This is a genomic window from Leptospiraceae bacterium (assembly GCA_016708435.1).
Taxonomy (GTDB): domain Bacteria; phylum Spirochaetota; class Leptospiria; order Leptospirales; family Leptospiraceae; genus UBA2033.
Genome location: JADJFV010000035.1, coordinates 233,342 through 257,490, shown reverse-complemented (window position 1 = coordinate 257,490; position 24,149 = coordinate 233,342). Strand labels below are relative to the sequence as shown.

25 protein-coding genes and 1 pseudogene are annotated in these 24,149 nt (G+C 36.2%); 8 read left to right on the top strand and 18 right to left on the bottom strand.

Annotated features, from left to right (window positions below; all coding sequences use genetic code 11):
- The 3 genes from IPH52_26535 to IPH52_26525 all read right to left on the bottom strand — a co-directional run bounded on the left by IPH52_26535 (position 1) and on the right by IPH52_26525 (position 2,885).
- Positions 1–993 (bottom strand): CoA ester lyase, encoded by a 993-nt coding sequence (locus tag IPH52_26535; GenBank protein MBK7058544.1) that lies wholly within the window; start codon positions 991–993, stop codon positions 1–3.
- A 116-nt stretch (positions 994–1,109) separates the two neighbouring features.
- Positions 1,110–2,591, bottom strand: a complete 1,482-nt coding sequence (locus IPH52_26530; GenBank protein MBK7058543.1) for a bacteriohemerythrin — start codon at positions 2,589–2,591, stop codon at positions 1,110–1,112.
- Between the two features lie 24 nt (positions 2,592–2,615).
- A complete protein-coding gene (locus IPH52_26525) occupies positions 2,616–2,885 on the bottom strand; it encodes a hypothetical protein (protein ID MBK7058542.1) in 270 nt (89 codons plus the stop codon).
- 294 nt (positions 2,886–3,179) lie between these two features.
- On the opposite strand from IPH52_26525, the gene IPH52_26520 reads away from it, so the two are divergent.
- Positions 3,180–3,701, top strand: coding sequence for a hypothetical protein (locus IPH52_26520; protein MBK7058541.1), 522 nt, complete (start codon positions 3,180–3,182; stop codon positions 3,699–3,701).
- Here IPH52_26520 and IPH52_26515 read toward each other — a convergent pair.
- Together IPH52_26515 and IPH52_26510 are read right to left on the bottom strand one after the other, a co-directional pair.
- Entirely contained in the window at positions 3,685–4,107 is a 423-nt protein-coding gene (locus tag IPH52_26515) for a DUF3293 domain-containing protein (GenBank protein MBK7058540.1), read from the bottom strand. The genes IPH52_26520 and IPH52_26515 overlap by 17 nt on opposite strands.
- Before the next feature lie 41 nt (positions 4,108–4,148).
- A complete protein-coding gene (locus tag IPH52_26510) occupies positions 4,149–5,015 on the bottom strand; it encodes a formylglycine-generating enzyme family protein (GenBank protein ID MBK7058539.1) in 867 nt (288 codons plus the stop codon).
- A gap of 232 nt (positions 5,016–5,247) precedes the next feature.
- Here IPH52_26510 and IPH52_26505 point away from each other — a divergent pair, with 232 nt between their 5' ends.
- Positions 5,248–7,248 carry a hypothetical protein gene (locus IPH52_26505; GenBank protein MBK7058538.1) on the top strand — a complete coding sequence of 667 codons (2,001 nt, stop codon included), beginning with the start codon at positions 5,248–5,250 and terminating at the stop codon, positions 7,246–7,248.
- 205 nt (positions 7,249–7,453) lie between these two features.
- Here the strand turns inward: IPH52_26505 and IPH52_26500 are convergent, their stop codons facing one another.
- The 3 genes and pseudogenes from IPH52_26500 to IPH52_26490 form a co-directional block, all read right to left on the bottom strand.
- Entirely contained in the window at positions 7,454–8,344 is an 891-nt protein-coding gene (locus tag IPH52_26500) for a hypothetical protein (GenBank protein MBK7058537.1), read from the bottom strand.
- Positions 8,341–8,649: pseudogene (locus tag IPH52_26495) on the bottom strand (type II toxin-antitoxin system RelE/ParE family toxin). The gene IPH52_26500 and the pseudogene IPH52_26495 overlap by 4 nt, the downstream one beginning before the upstream one ends.
- Positions 8,649–8,885: an addiction module protein gene (locus tag IPH52_26490; protein MBK7058536.1), complete on the bottom strand. Its 237-nt coding sequence runs from the start codon at positions 8,883–8,885 to the stop codon at positions 8,649–8,651. The pseudogene IPH52_26495 and the gene IPH52_26490 overlap by 1 nt, the downstream one beginning before the upstream one ends.
- A gap of 405 nt (positions 8,886–9,290) precedes the next feature.
- On the opposite strand from IPH52_26490, the gene IPH52_26485 reads away from it, so the two are divergent.
- Positions 9,291–9,995: a hypothetical protein gene (locus tag IPH52_26485; GenBank protein ID MBK7058535.1), complete on the top strand. Its 705-nt coding sequence runs from the start codon at positions 9,291–9,293 to the stop codon at positions 9,993–9,995.
- An 11-nt stretch (positions 9,996–10,006) separates the two neighbouring features.
- On the opposite strand, the gene IPH52_26480 is transcribed toward IPH52_26485, so the two are convergent.
- Positions 10,007–11,464 (bottom strand): MBOAT family protein, encoded by a 1,458-nt coding sequence (locus IPH52_26480; GenBank protein ID MBK7058534.1) that lies wholly within the window; start codon positions 11,462–11,464, stop codon positions 10,007–10,009.
- A gap of 48 nt (positions 11,465–11,512) precedes the next feature.
- The gene (locus IPH52_26475) at positions 11,513–11,818 is read right to left on the bottom strand and encodes a hypothetical protein (protein ID MBK7058533.1); all 306 of its coding nucleotides are present in this window, start codon (positions 11,816–11,818) and stop codon (positions 11,513–11,515) included.
- A 360-nt stretch (positions 11,819–12,178) separates the two neighbouring features.
- On the opposite strand from IPH52_26475, the gene IPH52_26470 reads away from it, so the two are divergent.
- The 3 genes from IPH52_26470 (at position 12,179) to IPH52_26460 (ending at position 14,741) form a co-directional block, all read left to right on the top strand.
- Complete coding sequence (locus tag IPH52_26470; protein MBK7058532.1) at positions 12,179–12,784, top strand: DUF3332 family protein; 606 nt, start codon at positions 12,179–12,181, stop codon at positions 12,782–12,784.
- Between the two features lie 304 nt (positions 12,785–13,088).
- Positions 13,089–13,688, top strand: coding sequence for a DUF3332 family protein (locus IPH52_26465; protein MBK7058531.1), 600 nt, complete (start codon positions 13,089–13,091; stop codon positions 13,686–13,688).
- A gap of 42 nt (positions 13,689–13,730) precedes the next feature.
- Positions 13,731–14,741, top strand: a complete 1,011-nt coding sequence (locus IPH52_26460) for a hypothetical protein (GenBank protein MBK7058530.1) — start codon at positions 13,731–13,733, stop codon at positions 14,739–14,741.
- On the opposite strand, the gene IPH52_26455 is transcribed toward IPH52_26460, so the two are convergent.
- Both IPH52_26455 and IPH52_26450 read right to left on the bottom strand, forming a co-directional pair.
- A complete protein-coding gene (locus IPH52_26455; protein ID MBK7058529.1) occupies positions 14,738–14,977 on the bottom strand; it encodes a hypothetical protein in 240 nt (79 codons plus the stop codon). The genes IPH52_26460 and IPH52_26455 overlap by 4 nt on opposite strands.
- Before the next feature lie 2 nt (positions 14,978–14,979).
- Positions 14,980–16,323, bottom strand: coding sequence for an MFS transporter (locus IPH52_26450; protein MBK7058528.1), 1,344 nt, complete (start codon positions 16,321–16,323; stop codon positions 14,980–14,982).
- A gap of 221 nt (positions 16,324–16,544) precedes the next feature.
- Between IPH52_26450 and IPH52_26445 the strand changes: the two genes are divergently transcribed.
- Together IPH52_26445 and IPH52_26440 are read left to right on the top strand one after the other, a co-directional pair.
- Complete coding sequence (locus tag IPH52_26445; GenBank protein MBK7058527.1) at positions 16,545–16,739, top strand: (2Fe-2S)-binding protein; 195 nt, start codon at positions 16,545–16,547, stop codon at positions 16,737–16,739.
- A 29-nt stretch (positions 16,740–16,768) separates the two neighbouring features.
- Positions 16,769–17,413: a RibD family protein gene (locus IPH52_26440; GenBank protein ID MBK7058526.1), complete on the top strand. Its 645-nt coding sequence runs from the start codon at positions 16,769–16,771 to the stop codon at positions 17,411–17,413.
- Here the strand turns inward: IPH52_26440 and ppk2 are convergent.
- From ppk2 to IPH52_26410, 6 genes are all read right to left on the bottom strand, one after another.
- Entirely contained in the window at positions 17,391–18,329 is a 939-nt protein-coding gene (gene ppk2, locus IPH52_26435; GenBank protein ID MBK7058525.1) for a polyphosphate kinase 2, read from the bottom strand. The genes IPH52_26440 and ppk2 overlap by 23 nt on opposite strands.
- A 56-nt stretch (positions 18,330–18,385) precedes the next feature.
- A complete protein-coding gene (locus tag IPH52_26430) occupies positions 18,386–19,621 on the bottom strand; it encodes a GAF domain-containing protein (protein ID MBK7058524.1) in 1,236 nt (411 codons plus the stop codon).
- 231 nt (positions 19,622–19,852) lie between these two features.
- Positions 19,853–21,145: a WG repeat-containing protein gene (locus tag IPH52_26425; protein ID MBK7058523.1), complete on the bottom strand. Its 1,293-nt coding sequence runs from the start codon at positions 21,143–21,145 to the stop codon at positions 19,853–19,855.
- 33 nt (positions 21,146–21,178) lie between these two features.
- Entirely contained in the window at positions 21,179–22,849 is a 1,671-nt protein-coding gene (locus IPH52_26420) for a DUF342 domain-containing protein (GenBank protein MBK7058522.1), read from the bottom strand.
- 9 nt (positions 22,850–22,858) lie between these two features.
- Positions 22,859–23,251 carry a CoA-binding protein gene (locus tag IPH52_26415; GenBank protein ID MBK7058521.1) on the bottom strand — a complete coding sequence of 131 codons (393 nt, stop codon included), beginning with the start codon at positions 23,249–23,251 and terminating at the stop codon, positions 22,859–22,861.
- Positions 23,252–23,253: 2 nt separating this feature from the next.
- On the bottom strand, positions 23,254–23,889 hold the full coding sequence (locus tag IPH52_26410; GenBank protein MBK7058520.1) for a methyltransferase domain-containing protein: 636 nt from the start codon (positions 23,887–23,889) through the stop codon (positions 23,254–23,256).
- Positions 23,890–24,149: the final 260 nt, after the last annotated feature.

The window sequence follows — 24,149 nt, the reverse complement described above, 5'->3', positions numbered from 1 at the left end:
TTACGAGAAGAATCTCTTTACTACTTCGTCTGGTAATTTTTGTCCTGTGATTTTTGCTTTTTGGACTAGTTCCCAGAAGTAGCGATAAGTTGCGCGGTCATGGAGTTCGCCTGCGTGTTGGATTGGTCCCCACTCTGCGTCTTGTGCTGCGAGTAAAATTTCACAAGCAACTTTTACTTCGCTGTAGTCAGGTGTCATCGCATCTAAGATCGCCTGGATTTGAGTTGGGTAAATAGACCACATACGTAAGAATCCAAATCCGTTTCTAGCACGGCTTGCATCGCTATAAGTTTGGTATTGGTTTTTTAAGTCTAATGTAACGTTATGCGCTGGAATCACTCCGTGTGCAAGAGCTGCTGCAACAACTGTCGCTTTCGCCTGACGTAATAATTCGTGCTCAAATTGTCCCGGGCTTCTCATTGCAGAAGCAGGAATTGCCCCATGGTGACCGGAGATAAAGTCCATTAGCCCGAAGTCAAGAACTTGCATCCAAGGTAGCGCGGCAATTGCTTCCACATCGAGAAGTGCTCCGTGTGTTTCTACCAATACGTGAATTGGAATTTCTCTTTTGATGTTTGCTTTTTTAGCAACGTCTTGGATGTAAGAAATCATCTCAGCTACTTGTGCAGCTTTTGTTGGTTTTGGGATTGTGATATAGGCAATTTTTTCGCCAGCACCAGGAACAACGATATCAACATCTAATTTCCAATGTGCGTTTGAATAATCATGAATACGAACCCCACTCATCTTGTGAACGTTTAGATCAGAATTTTGAATTCGCACGATCATTTCTGCGTGTTCTTTTTCTTTTCCTGTTTGTGCTCCGTCTTCGCAATCCATAGTGATGTCAAAGAGTCCGCCCATTTTATTTTGAAGCTCGAGTGCTTTGGTGATGAGTTTCTCAGAACCAGCGAAATGCTCGCAAGCTGGGATGATAGGGAATGGTTTTTCTCCCGAAAATAATGCTGAACGTGGATGTTCTAATTTTGCCATAAATCTACCTCTTGCCCTGAAATCCTATGGGCGTATTTTTTAAAATTTCTATTCTTATACTATGGCTGTAAAAGGGACTATGGAGTAAATTCAATTTTTGGGCAATTCAAAGCCAATTACTTGAGTTGATACAAGCAAAAACGACCTTTTCCCAATCGTTTTGCCTCATACATAGCTTGGTCTGCATGATGTAGCAATGTATCTGCAACACTCGCATCGTCTGGAAATACGGTAACTCCAATACTTGCGCTTACATTTACTGATTGATTTTGCCCAAAGCCGACTGGTTTACTTGCATCTTCCAATACTTTTCCTAAAACTCTTTTGTAATCCTGTGTATTCTTTAAGTCTCCGATTAAAATTACAAATTCATCTCCACCGAGTCTAGCCACAGTATCCTGGCTACGCACAATTTTACGAAAACGATTTGCTATTTCTTTTAGGACTATATCGCCTACCGCATGACCAAACTTATCATTCACTGGTTTAAATCCATCTAAGTCAATATAGCAGATTGCAAGTGAAGTCTTTGTTCTTTCGGAATGAGCGACAGCCAGACTCAATCTATCTTTGAGTAATAATCGATTCGGTAGACCGGTTAACGCATCGTGATGTGCGATTTTTTCAAGCACAGTTTGTTGTTGAATCAAATGGCTGACGTTCGAAAACACTGCCACATAATTGCTAATAGCTGCTGATTCATTTTTCACTACCGATAGTGTAAGCCATTCTGCTTCTACTTCACCTGTCTTACGGCGATTGCTAATAATTCCACTCCAATGACCGGACTCATTTAGCATACTCCAGAAGCCTTCAATTTGTTCTTTTTCCTGCAAGCCAGACTTTATATCACTCAAGTCTCTTCCAATCACATCGACAAAGGCAAATTCTGTTACCTGACAAAAAGAAGGATTGGCTTCCATGATTTTAAAATCTGAATCGGTGATACAGATTGCATCTAAGGTATTGTCGAATACGTTTGCCGCCAAACGAAGCTTAGCCTCTGCTTTTTGACGCTCAGTGACTTCTCGTAATAATTCGAGTGTGCGACTAGAAAGACTATCATACATAGAAAGAATAGTTTCAATGAGCACTTTTAATACTCCACTCATTTCTTCGTCTGCCGTTTTCTTAGATTCTTCTAGGGTCAACCCGGATTTTACTGCTAAGGCAACTTTTGACATACGCTTATCACTTTGCAAAATATGAAACGCTAACCAATGAGTTAGAAAAGAAAGGACATCTTCTAAAATATCATCTATTGGTTTCCAACCTTCTTCTGCTTTGAGTTTTAGAATATCATTTACAAAGTCAGAGTGCTCTTGCTTGTGCGCATAATTTAAAGTATCCTCTCCGAGATATTTTTCCCAGATATCTTCTTCGTATTGAAAATGATAGAGAGCATATTCTGTTAGCTCAACAAAAATTGAATTGAGAGCGATTGTATCGGATCTGAATGCCAAATGTCCTGCTAACATATTTAGCAATTCAACAAGACGTTTGTGCTGTTCATCTATTTTAGAAATACCAGTTTCAAAATTAGTATTCCAAGGAAAAACTTCTACCATCTTAATTTGCAATTCATCCTTTTTATCCATTGCGATTTCCGTGTAAGAGCTAATCTAACTCAAACTCGATTCACTGGGAACTTCTATTAAGAAATAGCCACTCTTTTGACTCTCTCGAATCGGTATAAAAATCCGATTTACATCTTTTCTTTTGATATAAATTCCTAGCTCTTCTGAATCCTCGGGCGTTTTCTCAACGTTTGCCTCTGGATATATTCTTTGAAAGAAAGCAATGATCTCTGGAATCGTATGAAATGTCTCGATTGTTCCACCGACTTGATGATTTTCTATTCCAAAAAATTTAAGTATCAGTTCAAATATCATGATTTTTATTCCTCGCTACTTCTATATCCAGAATTTATAATAATTCTAGTAAATCAATCTGATTTTATTCTTATCCTAGAAATCAAAGTATATGAAACGGATAATATCGATTATCCAAAGAACTGGTTAAACCAAAAATATCTTATTGACAGGATTATGAAGATTTACAAGATGAACTTCGAAAAACCAATAGGTCTTTTTTTAATCTCATTTTGGTATTTATTAACTTAAAAAACTTCTTTTGTTTTCAAATTTATGATTCCCAAAAGATTGGAATTTCAATTGGATAAGTCAATGAAAAAAACAATCTTACTTCTTTTAATCACTCCCCTTTTATTTTGTGCGTCTTTTCCTAAACAAAAAGAGATTCCAAACCTAGAATCCTCTCTTGAGATTAAAACCTCCCTGATTCCAAAGTCAGGCAAAGGGGTATTTACCTCTCAGAGATTAGAGGCTGGAATTGTTCTTGGATCGTATAAGGGTAAATTGATTACAGAGGAGGAATACAATGCGTTAGTAGACAAAGACCAATGGCAATATGTAATGTGGTTTAAAGACTGTGCGAAGCCTTATCTCGAAAACTATGTAGGCGCTGATGGCAGGCAGGAAGGCAATGTATTTACTAGAATGAATTATGCTCCAGTAAAATTCCAAAATGTAAAATTTGAAAAGATATGTGATCCTCCTTATGCTCTTATAAAAACGTTACGCGTAATAGAGGCCGGTGAGGAGCTTTATGTAGACTACGGTCCCGACTATGATTATGAATTTATGAAAGACAAAGAGATTCAAAAGTTTTTTAAACAGTCCAAATAAGTTCAGTTACAGTATTTTTTTTGCCAAATAAAAATGCATTCTGGGAAAATTCTTTTGATAAAAGTTTGGCTTCTTCTAAATCAATTCCCAAGATACAAAAGGATTCTTCTTTCCAATTGCCGTCAGGTGACTCTCCGATTCCTTTGATATAAAAATACTCTTTCTCTTTGATTTTATCTTCTAGTTTCTGGGTTAATCTTACATTTTCCTCTTCGGACTTTAGCACGGAATATGGATTAGCCGCTGTGACGAATACATAGGTTTCTTTTTCTGACTCTTCTAAAAGTAAATTCATTTCTTCTGAAATCACTCCAACACGCAGTAAAATTTCTTTATGTTCTAGGATTACTCGATAATTCGTTTGCTCATACACGGTTTGCAATTCCTGTGAAATTTTGAGAGTCATTTAGTTTTTGTTTTCAAAATAAATATATGAAAATTCAGAGTTCATTTTTCCATTACGACCCGAAAGCCGTAATAGTTTTCTCTCGCATCCTTGGGAGCAAAAACTCTAGCAGATACTCTCAGCATTAAATAAGAATCAAACCAACTTCCACCCCGCAGGACTTTATTATTTTCCTCTTTTTTTTTTGATGAATTCACTTCTTTTTTCTTAAAATAGTCTGGATCGTAATCGTCTTCACACCATTCAGAAGCGTTACCCGCCATATCATAGAGTCCGTTCCCGTTTGGCTTTTTTGTTCCTACAGGGTGTGTGGATTTATTTGAATTTTTATTATACCATACATAATTATCGTTCATATCAATTCCCCAATAGTATCGAGTATCGACTAGATTAGTCGATACAGAAAGAGCAATCGAAGCCCTCGCCGCATACTCCCATTCTGCCTCTGTAGGTAGCCTGTATTTCTTTTTTTCTTTTGTGCTTAGCCAATTTGTAAATTCTTTTGCATCGTTCCAACTTACACAAATTACAGGATGATCTTCTTTTTGTTTCATTCCATGACAACTCTTCCAGGAGTTCGCAAAACCAAGAGTTTCCGCATCTGTCTTATAGCCAGTATCAAAAATGAATTTTGAAAACTCACCTTTGGTTACCTCGTATTTGCCCATAAAAAAAAGTTTATCAATGGAAACTTTTCTAGCTGGTGTCTCATCTTCATCACAGCTAGAATCCGCATTGCTACAACCCATTTGAAATTCTCCTTCTGGAATTTCAACCAGTTCCATCGAAATAGAATTTTTGATAGAAGGCAAAGTTTTTTGATTTAGATTTTTCAATCTAGAAGCTAACTGGCAGGAAAATAAAACTGTTATAATTAATAAATGCACTATATTTTTAAATAAAAACAATTTGATATTCCTTATAACTTTAATTTTATATGCATTAGCCTGTAGTAGCGAATGCCTAATGCTGTTGACTTAAGGAAAAGAAAAAAAGAATTAACCATGAAGGGCACGAAGAACGCGAAGAAAAGACAGGATCTCATTACAAAATCCCTTCGTGATCTTCGTGTCCTTCGTGGTTAAAAAATCTTAAGTTTACAGCATTAGATAGCAAGCCTTCCACTAGGTACTAACAACAATGAAGTTTATTAAAAAACTATTAAAATTCTTTGCAATCTTATTTCTTTTGTTTCTTGCGTTACCACTCGTTCTCTATGTTCCTCTTTTGTTTGATAAGAATTTTTACAAAGACTTAATAACGCAGAATGTAGAAAACTATTCTGATTATAAATTAAGCTTAAATCAATTAAACCTTTCTGTTTATCCAGATTTACGACTTGGTCTACAGGAAGTAGAGCTAAAAACAAAAAAAGAAGAAATACAAATTTTAAAATTACAAGAAGCAAATCTAGCTGTATTTTTTCTTCCCTTATTTGCTGGCGGCAAATTACAAGTAGACGATCTCTCTTTTAAAAATGGGTATATCGATATAGCTGCTTTGCTCAATTCATTTCCCAAAACAAAAGAGGAAGTAAAAGAAGAAACAGAAACTGATCCAAAAGAAATCATTGATTTATTAAATACACGCCTAAGAGTAAAACAGATTCTACTAGAAAATGTAGAAGTAAAAGTAAAAACTTTCTCTAGAGAAATTCTCCATGAACCAATTGCTAAAGAAATCAAACTAAGCTACGAATCTTTTCAAGAAGCTACAATTTCGCTCAATGTAGATTATGGGAAAACGAATATTATCCTCACAGGCAATGCAGGGATTTCTCCAGATAAGCTAGACTTAGAATCTTTATTCTTCGATGCGGAGCTAATTCTAAGTAACCTGCCATTGCAAGAATACGCTCATTATCTAAAGAGTATTCCTTCGCTAAGCGTGGTAGGTTCAAATCTAAATCTAAAAGCCAAAACAAAAAAAGAAAAAGAGCAAATGCTTTTAGTAAACAATCTAGATTTAAAAATAAATTCAATTTTGTATAAAACAAAAGAAAACCTTTTAAAACGAATTGCTCCGATTAGTTTAGCAGGTAATATAGACTATCCCCTACTTTCTAAAAAAGTAAAAACGAAAGATTTACGATTAACTCTTCCGACTCTACTCGATTTAAAGCTTGATTCTGATTTGGATTTTACTTATCGTCCTAATATTCGTGCAAGCGCAAACTCTTCGTTTGTTCACATCACGCCGATTTTAGAATTAGTAAATTCTCTTTCCAATCCAGAAACTAAAACCGAACAGCCAAAATCAGAACAAAAACAATCCGAGCAAAAGAACCTAGAAGCATTCATTGACTTAAAGTATACAGCAAATCATATCAGCTATGAAAATATTGACGTATATAATTTCTATGCAAATACAATTTTAAAGAATACTTCTCTCAATTACAATCTAGGGCTTAGAAAGCTAGCAGAAGGCAATTTGCTATTATCCGGGGAAGCAGATTTAAGAGATGGAGTCTCGACAAGTGCCTATCTAGAAATCGAAGGAGTAAACTTAGAAAAAATAACAAAGCAAATCCTAAAAAAGAAATTTGCCGAAGGAACTCTATCTACCTACGTAAAACTCCAAACAGACAATAAATACGGCGAAAAAGACTTCCTAAAAAATCTAACCCTTAGCGGTTACAGTCAAATGAAAGAAGGAGTGCTACTCGAACAAGCTGATATTCTTTACCCAATTCGATTCTTAAATAAAATCATTCCAACAGACGACAAATTAAACTCAAACATTTCCAAGTTTAATTCGATCGACATTGACTTCGCTCTAAAGAACCAAAGATTCAAAGTAAAAAACTTAGATATGCAAGGCTTTGTATTTAATACAAAAGGAACAGCTGATATTGGCTTAGAAAATCCAACAGAAGACATTCGAGTCAACTTAGCAGTATCCACACGCATCGCCGGAGCAGGTATAAAAATTCCACTCGTCTATTCTAAATCAAGTTACGTTCCACTGAGTATCGACAAAGTATGGTTAGCCAGTGTCTATGCAGGCATGACAGTCGGTGGTCCTGTAGGTGCCATGATAGGCTCTGTATTATCCGAAAGCGCTGGCGATGCATTTAAAACCATCCGAAATAAATCCAAAGAACAATTCGATGAGAATAAAAAGAGATTGTTATTGGAGTAAAAGATTTTCCATTTAGCAGCTAATACAAAATTACCCGAATATCTTATTCCACTTTTTATACCACTAAGAACACAAAGGATTTCACAAGGCTCACAAAGTTTCTTTTTCTTACACCAAGCTCTTAGTGCCCTTTGTGGATTTTTACTTTGTGTGCTTTAGCGTAAGCGTGTTAAAATCTTTTTCTATTTTCAAGCTCAGGCTAAACCTATTTTTCCTCTGCACTCTTATCATACAAAATAAATTCCTTTTTCACTTGCTCATAAGTTTTCCCAACATCATCCTTCCCATCGAACGCAAACTTGGTATTAGGCGGTAGTTCTTTGAGGGTGATTGTGAAGCCGGGGACTGTTTCCTGTTTCCATTCAAAAGGAGAATGGGCAGTTGCGTTATAAGATCCGCGAGGAATTGATGAGTTCGGGTCAATAAGTATTTCTAACTGATAAATTTTACCAGATTCAAAATTAACGGGGGTCTGTAAGCCTCTGTGAACAAATTGATCAAAGTATTTCTCCGGAATTCTATTTTTATAAAATGGATTTTTCTTCAAATACGAGTATCTCGCCTCATCATTCGTATAATCGAAATAGAGTTTAACACTGAGTATTCCCTCTCTCGCTGGAATTGGAAATAAATACTCAGACCCTATTGCCATAAAGGTGCAATTTCTTCTTGTGATGCTAGAATTCTCTGAAATTATTCTTTCCTTTATTTCAGAACTTACCTGATATTTTTCTCTATCTTCTTTCGGAGGGTTTAATAGCACTGCCCCGCCGGTTAGTTCAATATAAATTGGTAAGGCTCGCTCTTTTCTTGATTTACCTTCAGGGCTATAGTCAATATCGTAATCTAAATACTCATCGCCTAACTCCGGCATTTTTAAATATAAGAAAGCATGTTTATCCTTTAGCCGCTCTTCAAATGTTCTAGTTCTATTCTTACAAATGTCTAGTTCACGAGCAGTTTCTATTTCTCGAGTCAATCTTTGTTGTGCTTGACAGGTAGCACTTGTCATCACACTAACCGCAAATAAATTATTATACCCAAACAAAAATAGCAAGAGCGCAATTGATTTATTTCTTGAGAATATTTTTTTCATTTTTTCGTTCTACTTTTCCAGTAACTTGGTTTTCTACTACAATGCATTACTGCTAAAATTAAGATTGTTGAATCAGGATTATGTTCTTCCAATGAATAGAGAATTCAATACGGAAAAATATTCAATAGACATCGCCTAACGTCTTTTCTAAGAATTGGATATGATTTGGGTCTTTCTAAAATTAGTTTTATTTTTTTCTCTACTTCGCTAACAAATAGATTCGCAAGCTTTTTGTTTATTTGTAAATGATAATCTATTGCCTCCTCATATTCTTGTAAAGCTTCAGGATGAAATTCAAATCTCATTATTTTAATCGCTTTCTAGCTTGAGCGAGAGCTTTCTTTCCTTCTATACTCTTTATTTTCCCAGAAGTCAACTCCTCTCTTCTATCTGATGCAATTTGTATCCAAGATTTATCAATAGAAGATAATGTTTTTACATCAAGGCTAATGACTAACATCTCTGCGAGCTTTGCTCTTTGTATTCCATTTAAAGAAAGTGCCTGTTTAGATATTTGTTTTAAAGACATTGTAGTTTCCATAATTTTCAATTGTAATCGGATAACACTATTTTGTAAACTAAAAGAATTATCGCTCCATGACTTCCGAAACTTGTCTCCGAATCTTTTATTCCACTTTTTTTAAAACTAAGAACACAAAGGATTTCACAAGGCTCACAAAGTTTCTTTTTCCAACACTAAGTCCTTAGTGCCCTTTGTGGCTTTTTACTTTGTGCGCTTTAGCGTAAGCGTGTTAAATTCTTACAACCGATACACCAACTTGCAGTCCATGTTGCGGTTCATCTTGCAGTTTATCTTTACCCACAAAAATTTGTAAGTATATTTGGACTGCAACATAAACTGCAAGATGAACTGCAATGAGGTGCGAATTTAACTGCTCTGATTTAAAACTTGACCTACTCAAAACAAATTTGATGATGCAAGAATATGAAACTTGTATTTTTTCTTTTCTTTTTATTTTCTTTGTGCAAACCGGCTGATCCGAATTATCGTTCTAAGCCGCTACAGAACACAGATTACACCGGTTTCATTTCGCGTAATTTTTTTCAGGCTGTTGTGGAAGTGCCTCTTACCAAAGACGAGCTAACAATTTTAGAAGAGCGAAAATCCTGTCAGCGAGAAGCACTCAAAAAAAGAGATGGAATTATTCTCCCACTCTTAAAAAAAATCGCAATGGAAGACGATTGGAATAGGAAGCAAAGAGATTTTGAAAAAGAAGGAGCTAGCGACTCCGAGAAAGCAAAACAGAAAAGCGATGAGTTCAAAAAATCCCTTAGTGAAGCAAAATCAACTTCCCCCGACGATACAAGTATTTTCGATAAAAAAATAAAAGGAACTACCAAATCTCAAAATCCTCTCGTCAATCGCGGAGAATTTGCTTGGTTTCTTGACACAATGTTTATTTATAAAGAAGATTATTCTAATCCAGAGAAATGTTCTTTTGTGTTTAGAAACATTCAGGATAAATTATATGAGCGTGTAGAGAAAACAAAATTAACCTTCATTGGAGAAGATCCACCGTCTAAATTTAAACCTGCGGATACTCCTCAAAATCCAACAAGTCCAACTGGCACCACAGGCGGCACAAGTCTTACGCCGAATACTACTGGTTTGCCACAACCGATACGTTAGACGAGATAGAACTAGAACTGAAAGTAAACGAATGGAGCTTCGTTATCATTTGTGAAATAAGCTATTCCTAAAATAATAATTGGATAACTTGCAACTTCAAGCCAATAAGGAATTTTATAATCTTTTTTATTTTCATATATCCAATGTCCAAAGTAGTGACCTATGAAAATGATTGCAAACATCGTAGCCCCCGTCTTTATCATATAAGGTCTTGGACTTCCTGCTACATAGGTAAGCATATTCTTTATCATCAGCAGAGATTTTTCAATGCTCTCGCCGCGAAAGAGCGCACAAGCAAGTGTAACCGCTCCAATTCCGTAAATAAAACCGAATATATTTACGATTACATTGTATTTCAAAAAGGTTTCTTTAAAATACTTTTCTTTTAAATCACTGAATACACTTTCTACTGCTAGGAAGAATCCCATGAAAGTTCCCCACAAGAAAAAAGTCCAGTTCGCTCCATGCCAGATACCGCCAAGAAACATCGTCATAAATAAATTGTATTTGTGACGCACGTAGCCTTTTTTACTTCCACCGAGGGAAAAATAAATATAATCTCTAAGCCAGGTAGAAAGAGAGATATGCCATCTTCGCCAGAAGTCAGTCACGCTAGTTGCCTTGAACGGCAAATGAAAGTTTTCCGGTAGTTCGTATCCCAGTAGAAGTCCAGAAGCATATGCCATATCAGTGTATCCGCTAAAATCTCCATAAAGCTGAACGGCGAACAGTGCATTGGCAAGCCATAGAGCAGAGGTTCCATAACTCTCTGGATTTTTAAAGATAACATCTACAATAGGCGAAATATTATCCGAGATGATTACTTTCTTAAAATAACCCATGAGAAAATACCGAATTGCTTTTTTGAAATTTACATCTTCTAATTTTACTTTCTTGAATAATTGCGGCATAAATGTCTTAGCCGTTACAATCGGTCCCGCTACTAGTTGCGGGAAAAAAGAAACGAAGAGTGCAAATTTAATTAGACTCTTCTCTACTGGAATTACTCTTCGATATACATCAATCGTATAACTCAAAGACTGAAACGTAAAAAAAGAAATGCCTACGGGAAGGATAATATTTAAAATAGGAACGAAGGGAGAATAACCGAGAGTTTCCCCTGCCGTATTAAAAGAGTGAGCGAGAAAATTGTAATATTTAAAAAATCCTAAGATACAACCTAGGTTTAAAAAAAGACTGAGTATTAGAAAAAACTTTCTTTTCTTTTGGTCTTCTGACTTACCAATTTCGATTGCTAGAAAATAATCTATGAGTGTAGAAATTAGAATCAGGGCACCGAAACGATAGTCCCAACTCATATAAAAATAATAACTAGCTATGAGTAAGAATACATGAAGGGAAGTGCTAGCTTCGTCTCCGTCTTTTTTGGTAAACAACGGATGCACATACCATTGATAAAAAAAGACTAGCCCAAAGAAAATAAAAAATTCTACACTTGTGAATAACATAGATTAGCTACTCCCGACGCAGTTGCGATTCTCCAGCATCGGCTACTATTACTTATCCTGTTCCCAGACAATTCCACCTTCTAAGTGCCAGATTTTATCTCTGTATTCGACGGATCTAAATTTTCCCTCTAAGGTTTCGTAGGTTAAATCTTTGACCGTGTCACCTGTTGAGTCTTTGTGTAAGCTAACGCTCACCATGGATTTAAAATCTTTCGGTAAATTGAGTTTTTGATCTCCCAGTCCGAGTCTTGAGAGTGTTCGTCCACAGCCTGATATGCTAGTGAGTAGCAATAGGCAAAGGCAAGTTAAAAATCCGAGAAGAAAATCTTTGATGTCAATTTTTTTTGAGTTCATGCCTTACTACTTGTTTCACTGAAAATTTACAGTCAAGGAAAAAAGTGCAATGTATTTGTATCTAATCAGAATGTTTTGCCACAGAGGCGCAGAGTAGTCACAGAGGGTTATGGAATTGTGCCAATTTTATTCATGTGCATCATATAAAGGAAAGCCAAAAAGAGTTGGAGCAAATAAGCAAGCTGTAACTGAATATTGTTAACCTGAATAACGAAAATAAGCAATTTTTTTTGAATAAGACTCTCTAGAAATTTCTCTGTGCCTCTGTGGCAAAATAGTTTTTCTCTTTTCCTAAAAAAGTTTTTTTCTTGTCTGAATAGGGAATTTATCCAACTGTAACATAATATAGGAGATTTCGATATGAATAAATTGTTTAAAAAACTTACTCTATTACTTTTAATTGTAGGAGTGAGCTTGACTTCGTTTGCAAATTGCTTTGGAAAATTTGCGTTAACTAGAAAAGTCTATGGATTAAATGAAGGGCTTATGGGAAATGATTGGGCAGGTAAGATTGTTAAAACAATTCTTATGTATGTTTATTTCTTTATTCCAATCATTGCAGGTATCGTTTGGTTTATTGACGTAGTTATCTTGAACTTGATTGAATTCTGGACAGATTCAAATCCACTCGGACTAAACGAATACAATAAAGAAGGCAAATATGTAAAGAGTTTCCAAAAAGAAGGAGAGTCATTAAAACTAACCTACCTAAACTTTGGACAAAAACTTGTAATCGATGTTTCCAAAAACGGAAAATCAGATCAGTTTGTGGTTCTTAGATCTGAGCCAGGAAAATTCTTTAAAGAAACAGATGATAAGCTAGAAGAGATTACAGTCGATTCTAAAAACATTGGTTCTAAAATGATTTTACGTATGGCAACAAAAGGCAAGTTAGAATCATCCAAAGTAATCGAAGTAAAAGATTACAAACAACTAGAACAAAAATACGCTGGCGAAATTTACTAATAAATTTTTTAGCTTTATAAATGATGTCATGGTGAGTTAGCTTTTTGAATCACACACTGCCTCCAAGCGATGTCCAATGCTGTCGGAAAACCAAGAAGAGAGTAACCACGAAGGGCACGAAGAACGCGAAGAAAAGATAGAGTTTTATAATAAACTCCTTCGTGATCTTCGTTTCCTTCGTGGTGAAAAATTCTTAATTATGCAGCATTGAGCGATTTCGGGGACAGAGATTCTGGGAATGACAATCTGGGTGACATCATTTAAAGTGCCAACTTTTTTCGATACTACAACAAGGAATACAATCATGACCAAGAACATTAAACGGCTAACGTTATTATTACTCATCACTCTTTTTACATTCACATCCACTGCAAATTGTTTCGGTAAATTTGCATTGACCCGAAAGGCATATGCATTCAATGAAACGTTAGGCGGCGAAGGTTTCTTTGGAAAAACACTCAGAACTGTAGTTGCTTATGTTTATTTTATATTTCCTGTCTATGTCGTATTATTCTCTGATGCACTCGTATTTAACTTAATCGAATACTGGACGGATAATAATTTAATTGGACTCAATGAATTCGATAAAGATGGAATCTATGTAAAGAATTTCCAAAAAGACAGTGATTCATTGACTCTTACTTATCTGAATTTTGGAAAACGCTTGAACATAGAACTCGTAAATAAAGAGCATATTGAAAAGTTTGTAGTTCTTCGCTCTCTACCGGGTAAGATTTTCAAAGATAATAAAGGCAAATTGGAAGAAGTAAGTGTAGTCTCTAAAGAAGTTGGCTCTAAGATGATCTTTCAAATTTTGACTAAAGGAAAGCTAGAATCTTCCAAAGTAGTCGAAGCAGAAGATTTTAAAACACTTGAAAAGAAATATCTTGGTGAGTTTTATTAATTTTGCCTCTCTGAAAAACGATAATACATAAAGGAGAATGAAATGAAATTTTTTATCGCCATACTATTAGTATCCGCTCTTGGAATATTTGCGGAACCTACCACACCCAAGCAATCTGAAATCGACGAATTAAAATATATAGACGCGATTCGGACACATGGATTTGCAGATCGAATCTTAGATCGACTTCACAATTCAATTGCGCTAAACGTAACCCGAATCAAAACACTTGCTGATCAGAATTATTTGAAGAATGGGTATAGATACATTCAACATGAACCAATAGATGAATCCATCATCAATAAAAATGAACTCTTTTTCAAAGACAAAGACAACAAACCGTATTTAAAATTGGACTTAGGGCAAGGTGTAACTTACGAGGATTATCCGAATCGACATATCTACGACACAAAAGCATTTGTCTATTTGAGTGAAGATGGAAAGTCTCTCTCTAAAGTTATCTTTCAATTCTCAAAAGTTAATTACACAGGGACAACTTATGTAAAAGAAGTTCGTCGTATTATCAATCCAACACCCTATACCACTGAGCCTGTAAAAAGAGAGGGAGAAAAAGAAAATGGCAGTAAGAAAATCCAAGAGGAAAATATTACAGACGATAACGTTGCCCCTGATACTAATAACGATATAGTGATTGAGTATTATTCCGGACATGATAAAAATCTTCCTGCCTTAGAAGCACCAAAGCTTGCTCCTACTCCTACAGCGGATAACAAAGCTAAGCCAGAAGCAAAGGATGTAAAACCAGAAACAACACCGCAAGTAAAAGAAACTCCAAGTAAGCCGCGCGATTCATCATACAAAGCAAAAGATTTACCCTGGGTGAATGATTCTCCCGATATGACAAATCTTGCTTCCATGAACAACAGACTCAATGACCCAAATGAGCTTTTGCCTTTTGCAAGTCAAAAGCATATATTTGATACATATAGAGTTGTATTGAAGGTGTTGAATAGAGAGATTGAGAAAAAAGTAAAAGCGATAGAATTAAACCAAAGAACCATCATCAGAAAGATGACAGAGATTAATTTCTAAAACCCAGAACCAGTGCTTGCAGGTCCACCTGCATGAGTCCTAAGTACCTGACCAATCGTATGATCCTGGATCAGGTACTTCTTCTTTAAATAACCGATAGAATTATTTACAAATTGAGGGACTGGCATTCCTGATTCTAAAAGGGATATTTTTAAATCAGTCAAATCATCAATTGTAGACAGCGCCAAATTTCGTTGGTTCTGATAGAGTTCTACTTCATCTTCGGTTAATAGCATTCTTAATCCTTATAGTTTCTCGCTGTGGCGATTCCTCTTTCTTCATCGACAAAAAAGTTTATTCCTAAAGAAATAATAAAGAAGACTGCAATGGCAATAAAAGAATTTCGAAGGCTAAACATTGTCTGAAGAAGAGAGACAGAGAATATTCCAAGTGCTGCTGCGAGTTTACCGGATAATCCCCATAATCCGAAAAACTCCCCCGTTTTAGATTCAGGAGCAAACATTCCCACAATGGCACGACTAGAACTCTGAGTAGACCCAAGCCCCATTCCTGCAAGAGAAGTAATAATCACAAACATCCACTGAACCGAAATTCCTACAGACAAAGTTGAATTCAGTAAACTTGTAATATTGACAACCTGGTGAATCGCCATTAGACAAATAATCCAAATGACAAGAGTAACGTTAAACGTTTTCTTTGCACCCATCCTGTCTTGTAAGAATCCAAATGCTACTGCTCCTAATGCTGCTGAAATTTGAATCAAGATGAACATGGCTTGGCGGTGTTTATTTTCGATATGAATTTCTTGTGCTCCATAGATGAAAGCAAAGCTAATTACTACGCCAAGGGCTGCCATCGAAAAGAAAAGAGAGAGTAGATAAATCTGCATATCTTTAAATTTTGCAATATCTCTTAACGTTCTAACCACAGTATCAAATCCGATTCGAACATAGGATTTTCCTGGTGGCTTTTTAACGGCTGCACCGTATTCTTTTAAGAATAAAAAAGTAGGAAGTCCTGCTATTAAAAAGAAAGCTGCGGTATAAGGTCCAACCATCCGTAGAGCTTGGAAATTTTCTGTTGTGATCTCACCCAATCCAGACACAATTGCGACACTTGCTACACCACCAAAATATCCAATCCCCCAAGCATAACCGGAAATCTTTCCTAAATCATCTTTTGGTCCAAGAAAGGGAAGAAAGCTAGAAGCAATATTTTCTCCTGAAGCAAAAAAGAAATTAGATGCAACGATTAAGAAGAATGCAAGACCGATAGAACCAAAGCCTGGCTCAGAAACAAACCAGAGAAGTGCCGTTGCACTGATACATCCTAGAAAACTTCCTAATAAGAATTTTTTCTTACGAGCGGAAAAATCTGTGATTGCCCCAAGAATAGGTCCTGTAACTACCACTAGCATATAAGAAATAAAAAGAGCAATACCCCAAAGTAGATTTCCTTCCTGATAAGGATTATCAGGATTAGTCCCTGCTGGAACGACAAGACGACTGAATACATCGCAATAGATTACACTAATAATTACCGTTGTGTAGGAGGAGTTTGCAAAATCAAACATACACCACCCGAAAAGTTCCTTGAAGGAAACCCTTTCTTTTACTTCCATTCTGACCTCATTTTTTAAACTAAGAATACCTTTCTGTATCGCATAAATTTACTTGCCAAATAGCAAGAAGTATTTACTGTATTTGATGTTTCTTTTTTGCTACATTACAATCACACCTGAGCTTGGAAAGAAATTTACTAAATTTTATATTGGTGTCCTATCTAATATACAAGGAGTCCTTCATGTCAGAAGAAATAGATCTTTCCAGTCTTTATGCAATGATGCGTCCTAAAAAAGTTTGTCTTTGCAAGTCAGTCACAGAGTCCGAGCTAGTGACAGCAATAGAAAATGGATGCGATACAATGGAAAAGCTAATCGATACAACCAGAGCATCTACAAATTGTGGGAACTGCGCAGGCTCGGTTCTTGTAATCTTCCAAAGAGAGATGGATAAGAAGAAATCGAGGATTTCTTAAACCAAATGAAATTTCAATTAGCGATTAACATGGCTATGACCCTCGACGGTAAAGTAGCAAGACCGGACGGGAAATGGTATGGTCTTTCCTCAAGGCAAGACAAAAGACAAATGGACAGAATTCGAAGCCAAGCAGATGCTCTTATTCTTGGAAAGAATTCACTTATCAATGATGATCCCGTAATTAAACTCAGATATGTAGAAGGCAAAAACCCGTTACCCGTAATTTTGCTACGAAAGGGAATTGTTTCTAAAAATAGAAAAGTGTTTTCCAATCCAGACGTTCGACCACTTGTGATTTGCCTCAAAGAAAATGAATTTTCAGTCAAAGCAGAATTATCTGGCGTTGCAGAAATTCTAGTCTTAGAAGGAAACACAATTGAACCGAAAGAAATCCTTTCCATTTTAAAAAATAGAAATCTGAACCGAGTATTATTAGAAGGCGGTCCTACTTTAAATTATAGCTTCCAAAAAGCAGGACTTATTGATGTAATCAATCTCACAATAGTTCCATTTCTTATCGGCAAAAAAAATCTTCCCTCTATCGTAGATGGTGAATTCGAGTTTCCTAACTTCGCAGAGGATAAATGGAATTTAACTCACTGCGAAAAAATAGACAACGAAGTATTTCTACGATACGAGAAAGAAATTCTTACAGATACACCTGTGGAATGATTAAATCTTTCGGTGTAGGATTACGCCTGTAATGCTCATTTCGTTTTCTTTGCGGAAGTGTGATTGGTTTTGTTTTAATTTCTTTATACGGAACTTCAGAAAGTAGATGAGAGATACAATTTAAACGAGCCAATTTTTTATCAATCGCGGGAACGATATGCCAGGGAGCTTCTGGAATATGGGTTCTTTCGAGCATGACTTCTTTTGCTTTTGTATAATCTTCCCAACGAATCCTAGATTGCAAATCCATTGGACTTAATTTCCATTGCTTTAAAGGATCATGAATTCTACAATTGAACCGAAACTCCTGCTCTTTATCTGAAATCGAAAACCAATACTTGATTAAATGAATTCCTGATTGACAAATCATTCTTTCAAATTCAGGAACTGTGCTTAAAAATTCCTGGTATTCTTTCTCTGTGCAAAAGCCCATTACTTTTTCTACACCAGCTCTATTATACCAACTTCTATCAAACATTACAATCTCACCCGCCGCCGGCAAATGAGTTATATACCGCTGAAAATACCATTGAGTTCTTTCTCTTTCGGATGGAGCTGTGAGAGCTACTACTTTATAAATACGCGGGTTTAATTTTTGCGTTATCCGCTTGATGACTCCCCCCTTTCCTGCTGCATCTCTTCCTTCAAATAGAATTACTAATTTATAACCTGTTTCCTTTACCCAGTCTTGGAGTTTAACAAGTTGAATCTGTAGCTTAAGTAACTCTTTTAAATACGATTGAGTGTGATGAGTAATGTCTCCCCCAATTGGAAATTTTAATAGTTCTTTGTCTTTGTCACGATTTTGTTCATCATCGTTTAAAGACTCTAACTCTTCTGTCATATCGTCTATAATTGCGTTGTATATTTTCTCATAGTCTTCCGAGAAAGGTTTATTCTTTTTTTCTTTGCCCATCGTCTACCTCTATGATATTTCTATCGCCAAATTCAAATTACAACAAAAGAATAAACTTAGTCTTTGTTTCTTTGATTTTCTAGATGGTTTAATAATTTCTGATTGGGAACAAAGCCATCGTAATCGAGAGAGTATTCTGACTTGATTCGATTCACAAAATACATTTTGACTTTGCCTTTGTTCTTTGCATCCACTTCCCCGCGATACTCACAATCAAAAAAATCTTTCACTAGTTCATAGGTTGCATTCGAAATATTAATCTTGCCGGGTGTTCCCGAAAATTCCATTCTACTGGCTATGTTTACAGTATCCCCCCAAACATCATAAGCAAATTTTCTTTCGCCTACAACTCCAGCCATAACAGAGCCTGTGTGGATACCAAGTCGTAACTCCCAGATAGGCTCATTCATTTTTTCTTTTACTTTTTTCATTTGATCCATGAAGGATTGAATTTCTAAGGCAGCAAGGCAAGCCTCAATCGGATGTGTGTCGCCTATTCGTGGTATACCGCCAGCGCACATATAACTATCACCTATTGTTTTTAGTTTTTCTAGGTGATAACGATCTATTGTCTTATCAAATTGAGTAAAATATCCATCTAACTCGCGGATGAGTTGAGAAGGTGACATTCCTTCTGCTATATGAGTAAAATCTTTGAAGTCAGTGAACATGATTGTAACATTGTCAAAATGCACAGGAGTCACTTCTCCTTTTTCTTTTAGTTCCTCTGCTACTTCCGAAGGAAGAATATTTAAAAGAAGACTATCTGATTTTTCTAAAGCACGTGCCAAATCTTTTGTTCTTTCTTTAACTCTTGCTTCGAGAGTATTTCTCTCTTTTTGTAATTCATCATAGGCTTGCGCATTGGCAAGAGAAATACCGGCTAAGGATGCGTAGGCACTTAGTAGCTTTTCATCCTTTTCAGTAAAATGGTCTGTATACACTTTATTCAACACCTGAATAACGCCTATTATCTCCTGCTGAGAATTATATACTGGCATACAAAGAATTGACTTTGTTCTATAACCGCTTTTTTGATCGTTGTCTGAATTAAATCTTGCATCGGAATAAGCATCGCGGATATTCACTGTTTCCCTTGATTGTGCAACAAAGCCTGCAATACCTGCCCCAAATGCAATTCGTATTTCTTCTTTGCTACCAATCGCTACTCTTGAGAAGAGTTCTCGTTTTTCTCTATCAACTAAAAACAAAGTAGCTCTATCTGCATTCATGACGCTTTTCACATTTTGGATAATTAAATCAAGAAGTGCATCTAAACTAATTTCCGCCATGATAGATCTAGCAGAGTCAATGAGCAAGTTTAGGTTTCTAGCTTGTTGGCTTAGATTTTCTAGCTCTAAAGCGTCTAAGTATAACTTGCCGTCAGTGTCACGATAAAGCCCTGGAATTACATCAGTCTTTCGCTTTCCAAAATCGGTGCCGGAGATGATTACTTCGTATCTAAGTTTTTCCACAGTTTGTATATTTCCTTTTCTACACGCTTTTTAGTCAAAACTAAAATATCATTTATTACTATCGGGTGCTTCTTTTGCAATCCATGCAAGACCTTCATAGAAGTTATCAGACATACAGTTCGGAGGAGATGCAAAGGAACCAAAGCAAGGAGGGAAGTCTTGCGAAATACTCTGAGTTAAATCTTTGGAAGAATAGTAGCGGCTAACATATTTATGCTCGTATTTGTTTGGATCAGGCTTAATTTGTATGGTAACTCGAAACATCTCGTTTGTTCCCATTCGTAGATTGAAAATTTCTTCTCCACTTCCTAGGATAAATTCTTTTTTCTTACCTGACTTATCTATAAAAGCAGTTTTATTTGGTTCGATGTTTAAAGTATTTTTTTCATCCTGACCTACTATCGTATATCCAAAATCAGAGAAAGGTTCTGCTTTTTGGAAACTTAAATCAAATGCTTTGTTTCCATCTCGGTTAATGAAATAACGTGAAAAGACAGTCCCTCGTTGAAATGTCCTTGCTGCAAACATATCATCTACAAGTGCCAATCCCTCTTTGCTAAAGTTACTTGCCGCTTTAAATTTTAATGGTATAACTTCTTTTCCTGATTTATCTATATAACCCCAAAGTCCACTCGGCTCTTCTTCTGAAATCCATTCACAATCATTATAGGGGTTAGGCTTTGTTAGCTGCACACGGGCAAGTCCATTTTCAAAATTTCCTACAATTGTATACTTAGGCTCAATGATCCATTTATTACTACTGTCTTTAAATCCCCATTTCCCATCTTTACAAGAAGGCATTAATCCTTCTGAAAATCTTCCCGGACCTGAACCATACGAATACAAGCCATTATGATAAATATATTTTTTATCTTTGGTAAGAAAGTATTTATCGTATCTTTTGGAAACAGATTTGTATTTAAATTTTTCTGTGGCTACCTCCGCTACTCCATCATAAAAGGGAGTCGCATTATAATAAGACGGGGGTATAATCCAATTACCCTTTAGATCAATATAACCCCATGCCTTCTCACCTGCATCGAATTTTTCAACTGGGGCTAATTCTAGATTGTCGGAAAAAGGCTTTGCGGATTGGAATTGGAATGGAATTACAACTATCCCCTTAGTATCAATGTATCCCCAAAGTCCATTTTTTTTTACGGGCGCAAGTCCATGACTAAATCTATCTGCCCCTTCGTATTCTTGCAATATCAAGACTTTTCCAGTCCTATCCATAAAACCGAAACTGTATTTGGATTTTTCAGGGGATAGTGCATCCAGAAAGAAAGAAATGCACGACTGAAAGAATAGAATGGAAAAGAGTGAAATGGATAGCTTCATAGTTTAGATATTTCCCTTTGAGTCCTTCAACAGTTACTCCTTATTATCCTTCTTTTTAGGTGGTAGAGATGTTCTAGAAGGAATTCCCTCATCGTTATTATAGATAAAACAGTGACCATTATAATTTTTTAGCTCAGAGTTATAGATTTTTCCTTTTCCTAAATTGACGCTTACTTTTGGAAATAAATTTTTCTCAATCTCTACATAGGCAGAGGCTTCAGGCTCATAACTTACGACTAACGTTTCATATTGAGTCTTTGTATTGGCAAGTAGGTCTATATATTTTTTTTCTACCTCATAGAGTTTAAGGAGCATTTGCTTCTCGTCTGGAGTGTTTTCTTTTTTAGGATCAATGAGTCTTGCCATGCTTTGCTTTACTTTTTTTAGAACATCCGCGTGAGAAGCAATTTCTTCTTTCATCTTTCTTAATTCATCTAAAATTTCGGGAGGCAAACCAACAATTAACTCTGTTCTCGTTTCCACTACCGCGCCTAGTTTACTGACAGAAATCATTTTCCCGGCAATGGCTTCTCCTCCGATCAATTCTCCTCTTCCCCCTTTAATTGTAATCGAATCCCCTGCTACAAGTTCAGAGTGAAGAGATGCTTCTTCGATGAATATGCTTTTACCGGCTCTAATATTTCCCTGCTCTACAAACCTTGCATATACGTCTGCCTTGGATTCTATGACTCCACCGTTTCGTCCCATAACCCCTCCGGATAATACAATGTCTCTCTCGGCATATAAAAATACTCTACCAACACTTTTCTTAATCATGAGAGAGCCTTTTGTGCGGAGAGTAAAATTATCCGCTACCGTTCCATCTACAATGATCGTTCCCGGAAAATCAACATTACCCGTAGAATAATCTACGTTCTCTAAATAGCAAACTTCATCCACACGAATCGTTCCATCTCTTTCAAGAATAGGTCTTCCCGGTATTAACGCTAATAGCTTCTTAGAATCATCCGACAACTTGCAATTAGCCCCTACTTTCCATTCTCCCTCTAAGGGTTTTTCAAGTAATACCTCTTCGCTAAAAATATTCTTACCCGCAGTTCCAATCTTTGGATCCATTTTCTCTGCTAAGACATCCCCTTGCTTTGTATTCTTAATGACTTGAATATCTTTGAAATCAACTCTTCCATGAGCATCTTCATGAAGATTTGGTTTATTATGAGGCTCAAATAAAACTTTTATATATCCGTTTAGACTTGGAGTTGGAGCAATTCCTTCTGCAACAAGAGTCTTCATGAAAAACTTTTGATTGTCAAGCAAGTGAGCGATTACTTCTTCTTTGAGTCCGAAGATAACACCGTTTGTCCGCAAGGATTCAACGACTTCTTCTTTTCGTAAAGTCTTTCCTCCATGAAGCGCCGGATAAACAATGATATATGCCTGCATCTTATCAGGAGTAACTTCTAATTCTAATTTAGAATCAACTGGATTTCCACCAGTCCAAACGGCAATCTGATGGTCTCTTCCATCCGCATTGGCAACAATAACTTCTACCTGTGCTCTATCATACCCATCAATATTAAAAAGCTTTAACCTTTGAAATACATCCTGTCTGGTGACATGTCTACCATTCTTTCCGGGCTTAAACACAGCAAGAACTGCATGATTGTTTTCGTTCTTGATTTGAAAGGAACCGTTTTCTTTGTTCTCAAGTTCATTTAATATGGACTCAGTGAAGTTACTCATAATTTGCCTCTACCTGCACTCTACCATAACGCAAGCATGAGCCAGGTAGTTTTTTTTATTGTCTTCTAAGTATTGAATGATTTCATCACTTTCCGCACCTGGTTGTAACCAGAAATTATCGTAGCCATTAGCCACTGCTTCTTTGATAGTTTGTAGTCCAATCTTAGGAGGAACAACCATATCAATGATATCAGGAATAAAACCAAGATCACCTAGCGCATGATACGCCTTATCCCCATCAATCGTTGTCGCGCGGGGATTAATGCCGTAAACCTTTCTATTTTTTCTTTTTAAATCTTTATAAATGATATTGCCATATTTGCTAGAGTCGTTAGTCGCTCCAATAATCGCAATGGTGCAATCTTTCTGATTTAATAATTCGAGGATTCTATTTTCTTTCATGTCTACTCCCTATAATCATAAAACTGTGTTTTAAATTCAGGACCTGCAACAATTTCCATTCCATATACAAACTCATTGACTGTAAATGCATTTACAACTTTGAGTTTATGATACTCTGCTAGATATTTCATTTTGTCGAAAGAAATTTTATCTTTAATAGCAGGACCTTCCGGAAACTCGACCTTAGCCCAATCAATCACAAAAAGTCTACCTTCTGGCTTCATAGAACGAATGAGTCCATCCATTGCAAATCCAGGATCAGGAAAAGTAGAAAGACACATCGCTGTAAATATTACATCTGGCAAAGGAATCCAATTTGGTAAAAGCGGATGTTCTGTTTTATCAATATGAACTACAGTGAAGTTTGCGATACTCTCTTCTACTTTCCTCTTCAACACCAAGTCCAAGAGTTCTTGTTGGTAGTCAATTCCCCAGAGATGTGCATCTTTATCCATTTTCTTTTTCAAATGGTGAATGAAAAAACCTTTTCCCATTCCAAAATCAGCCACATTCATCGCGTCTTTGATTTCAATATACTTCATGATTTTTTCATGAGGGCAAATTATTTTTCGTCTAGAAGACAAAAGAAAATCTTGGTATTTCATGTCCTCATAGTAATCAATTTCCTGGCTTATCATTTCAATTATTCCCCATTATGTCCAATCGACTCAATAAATCATTTGTTGTAAATAAATTCCACTCTTTTTCCTGTTAGGTAATAATAGTGTGTCGGATGCTAGCACGTTCAATGTCATTAAGATAAGAATTTTTCACCACGAAGAGCACGAAGTTCACGAAGGGGTTTATGAAGAAATCCTGTCTTTTCTTCGCGTTCTTCGTGCCCTTCGTGGTTAAATTTTTCTTGGTTTTTCTTAACTTAATGACATTGCTAGCAGGT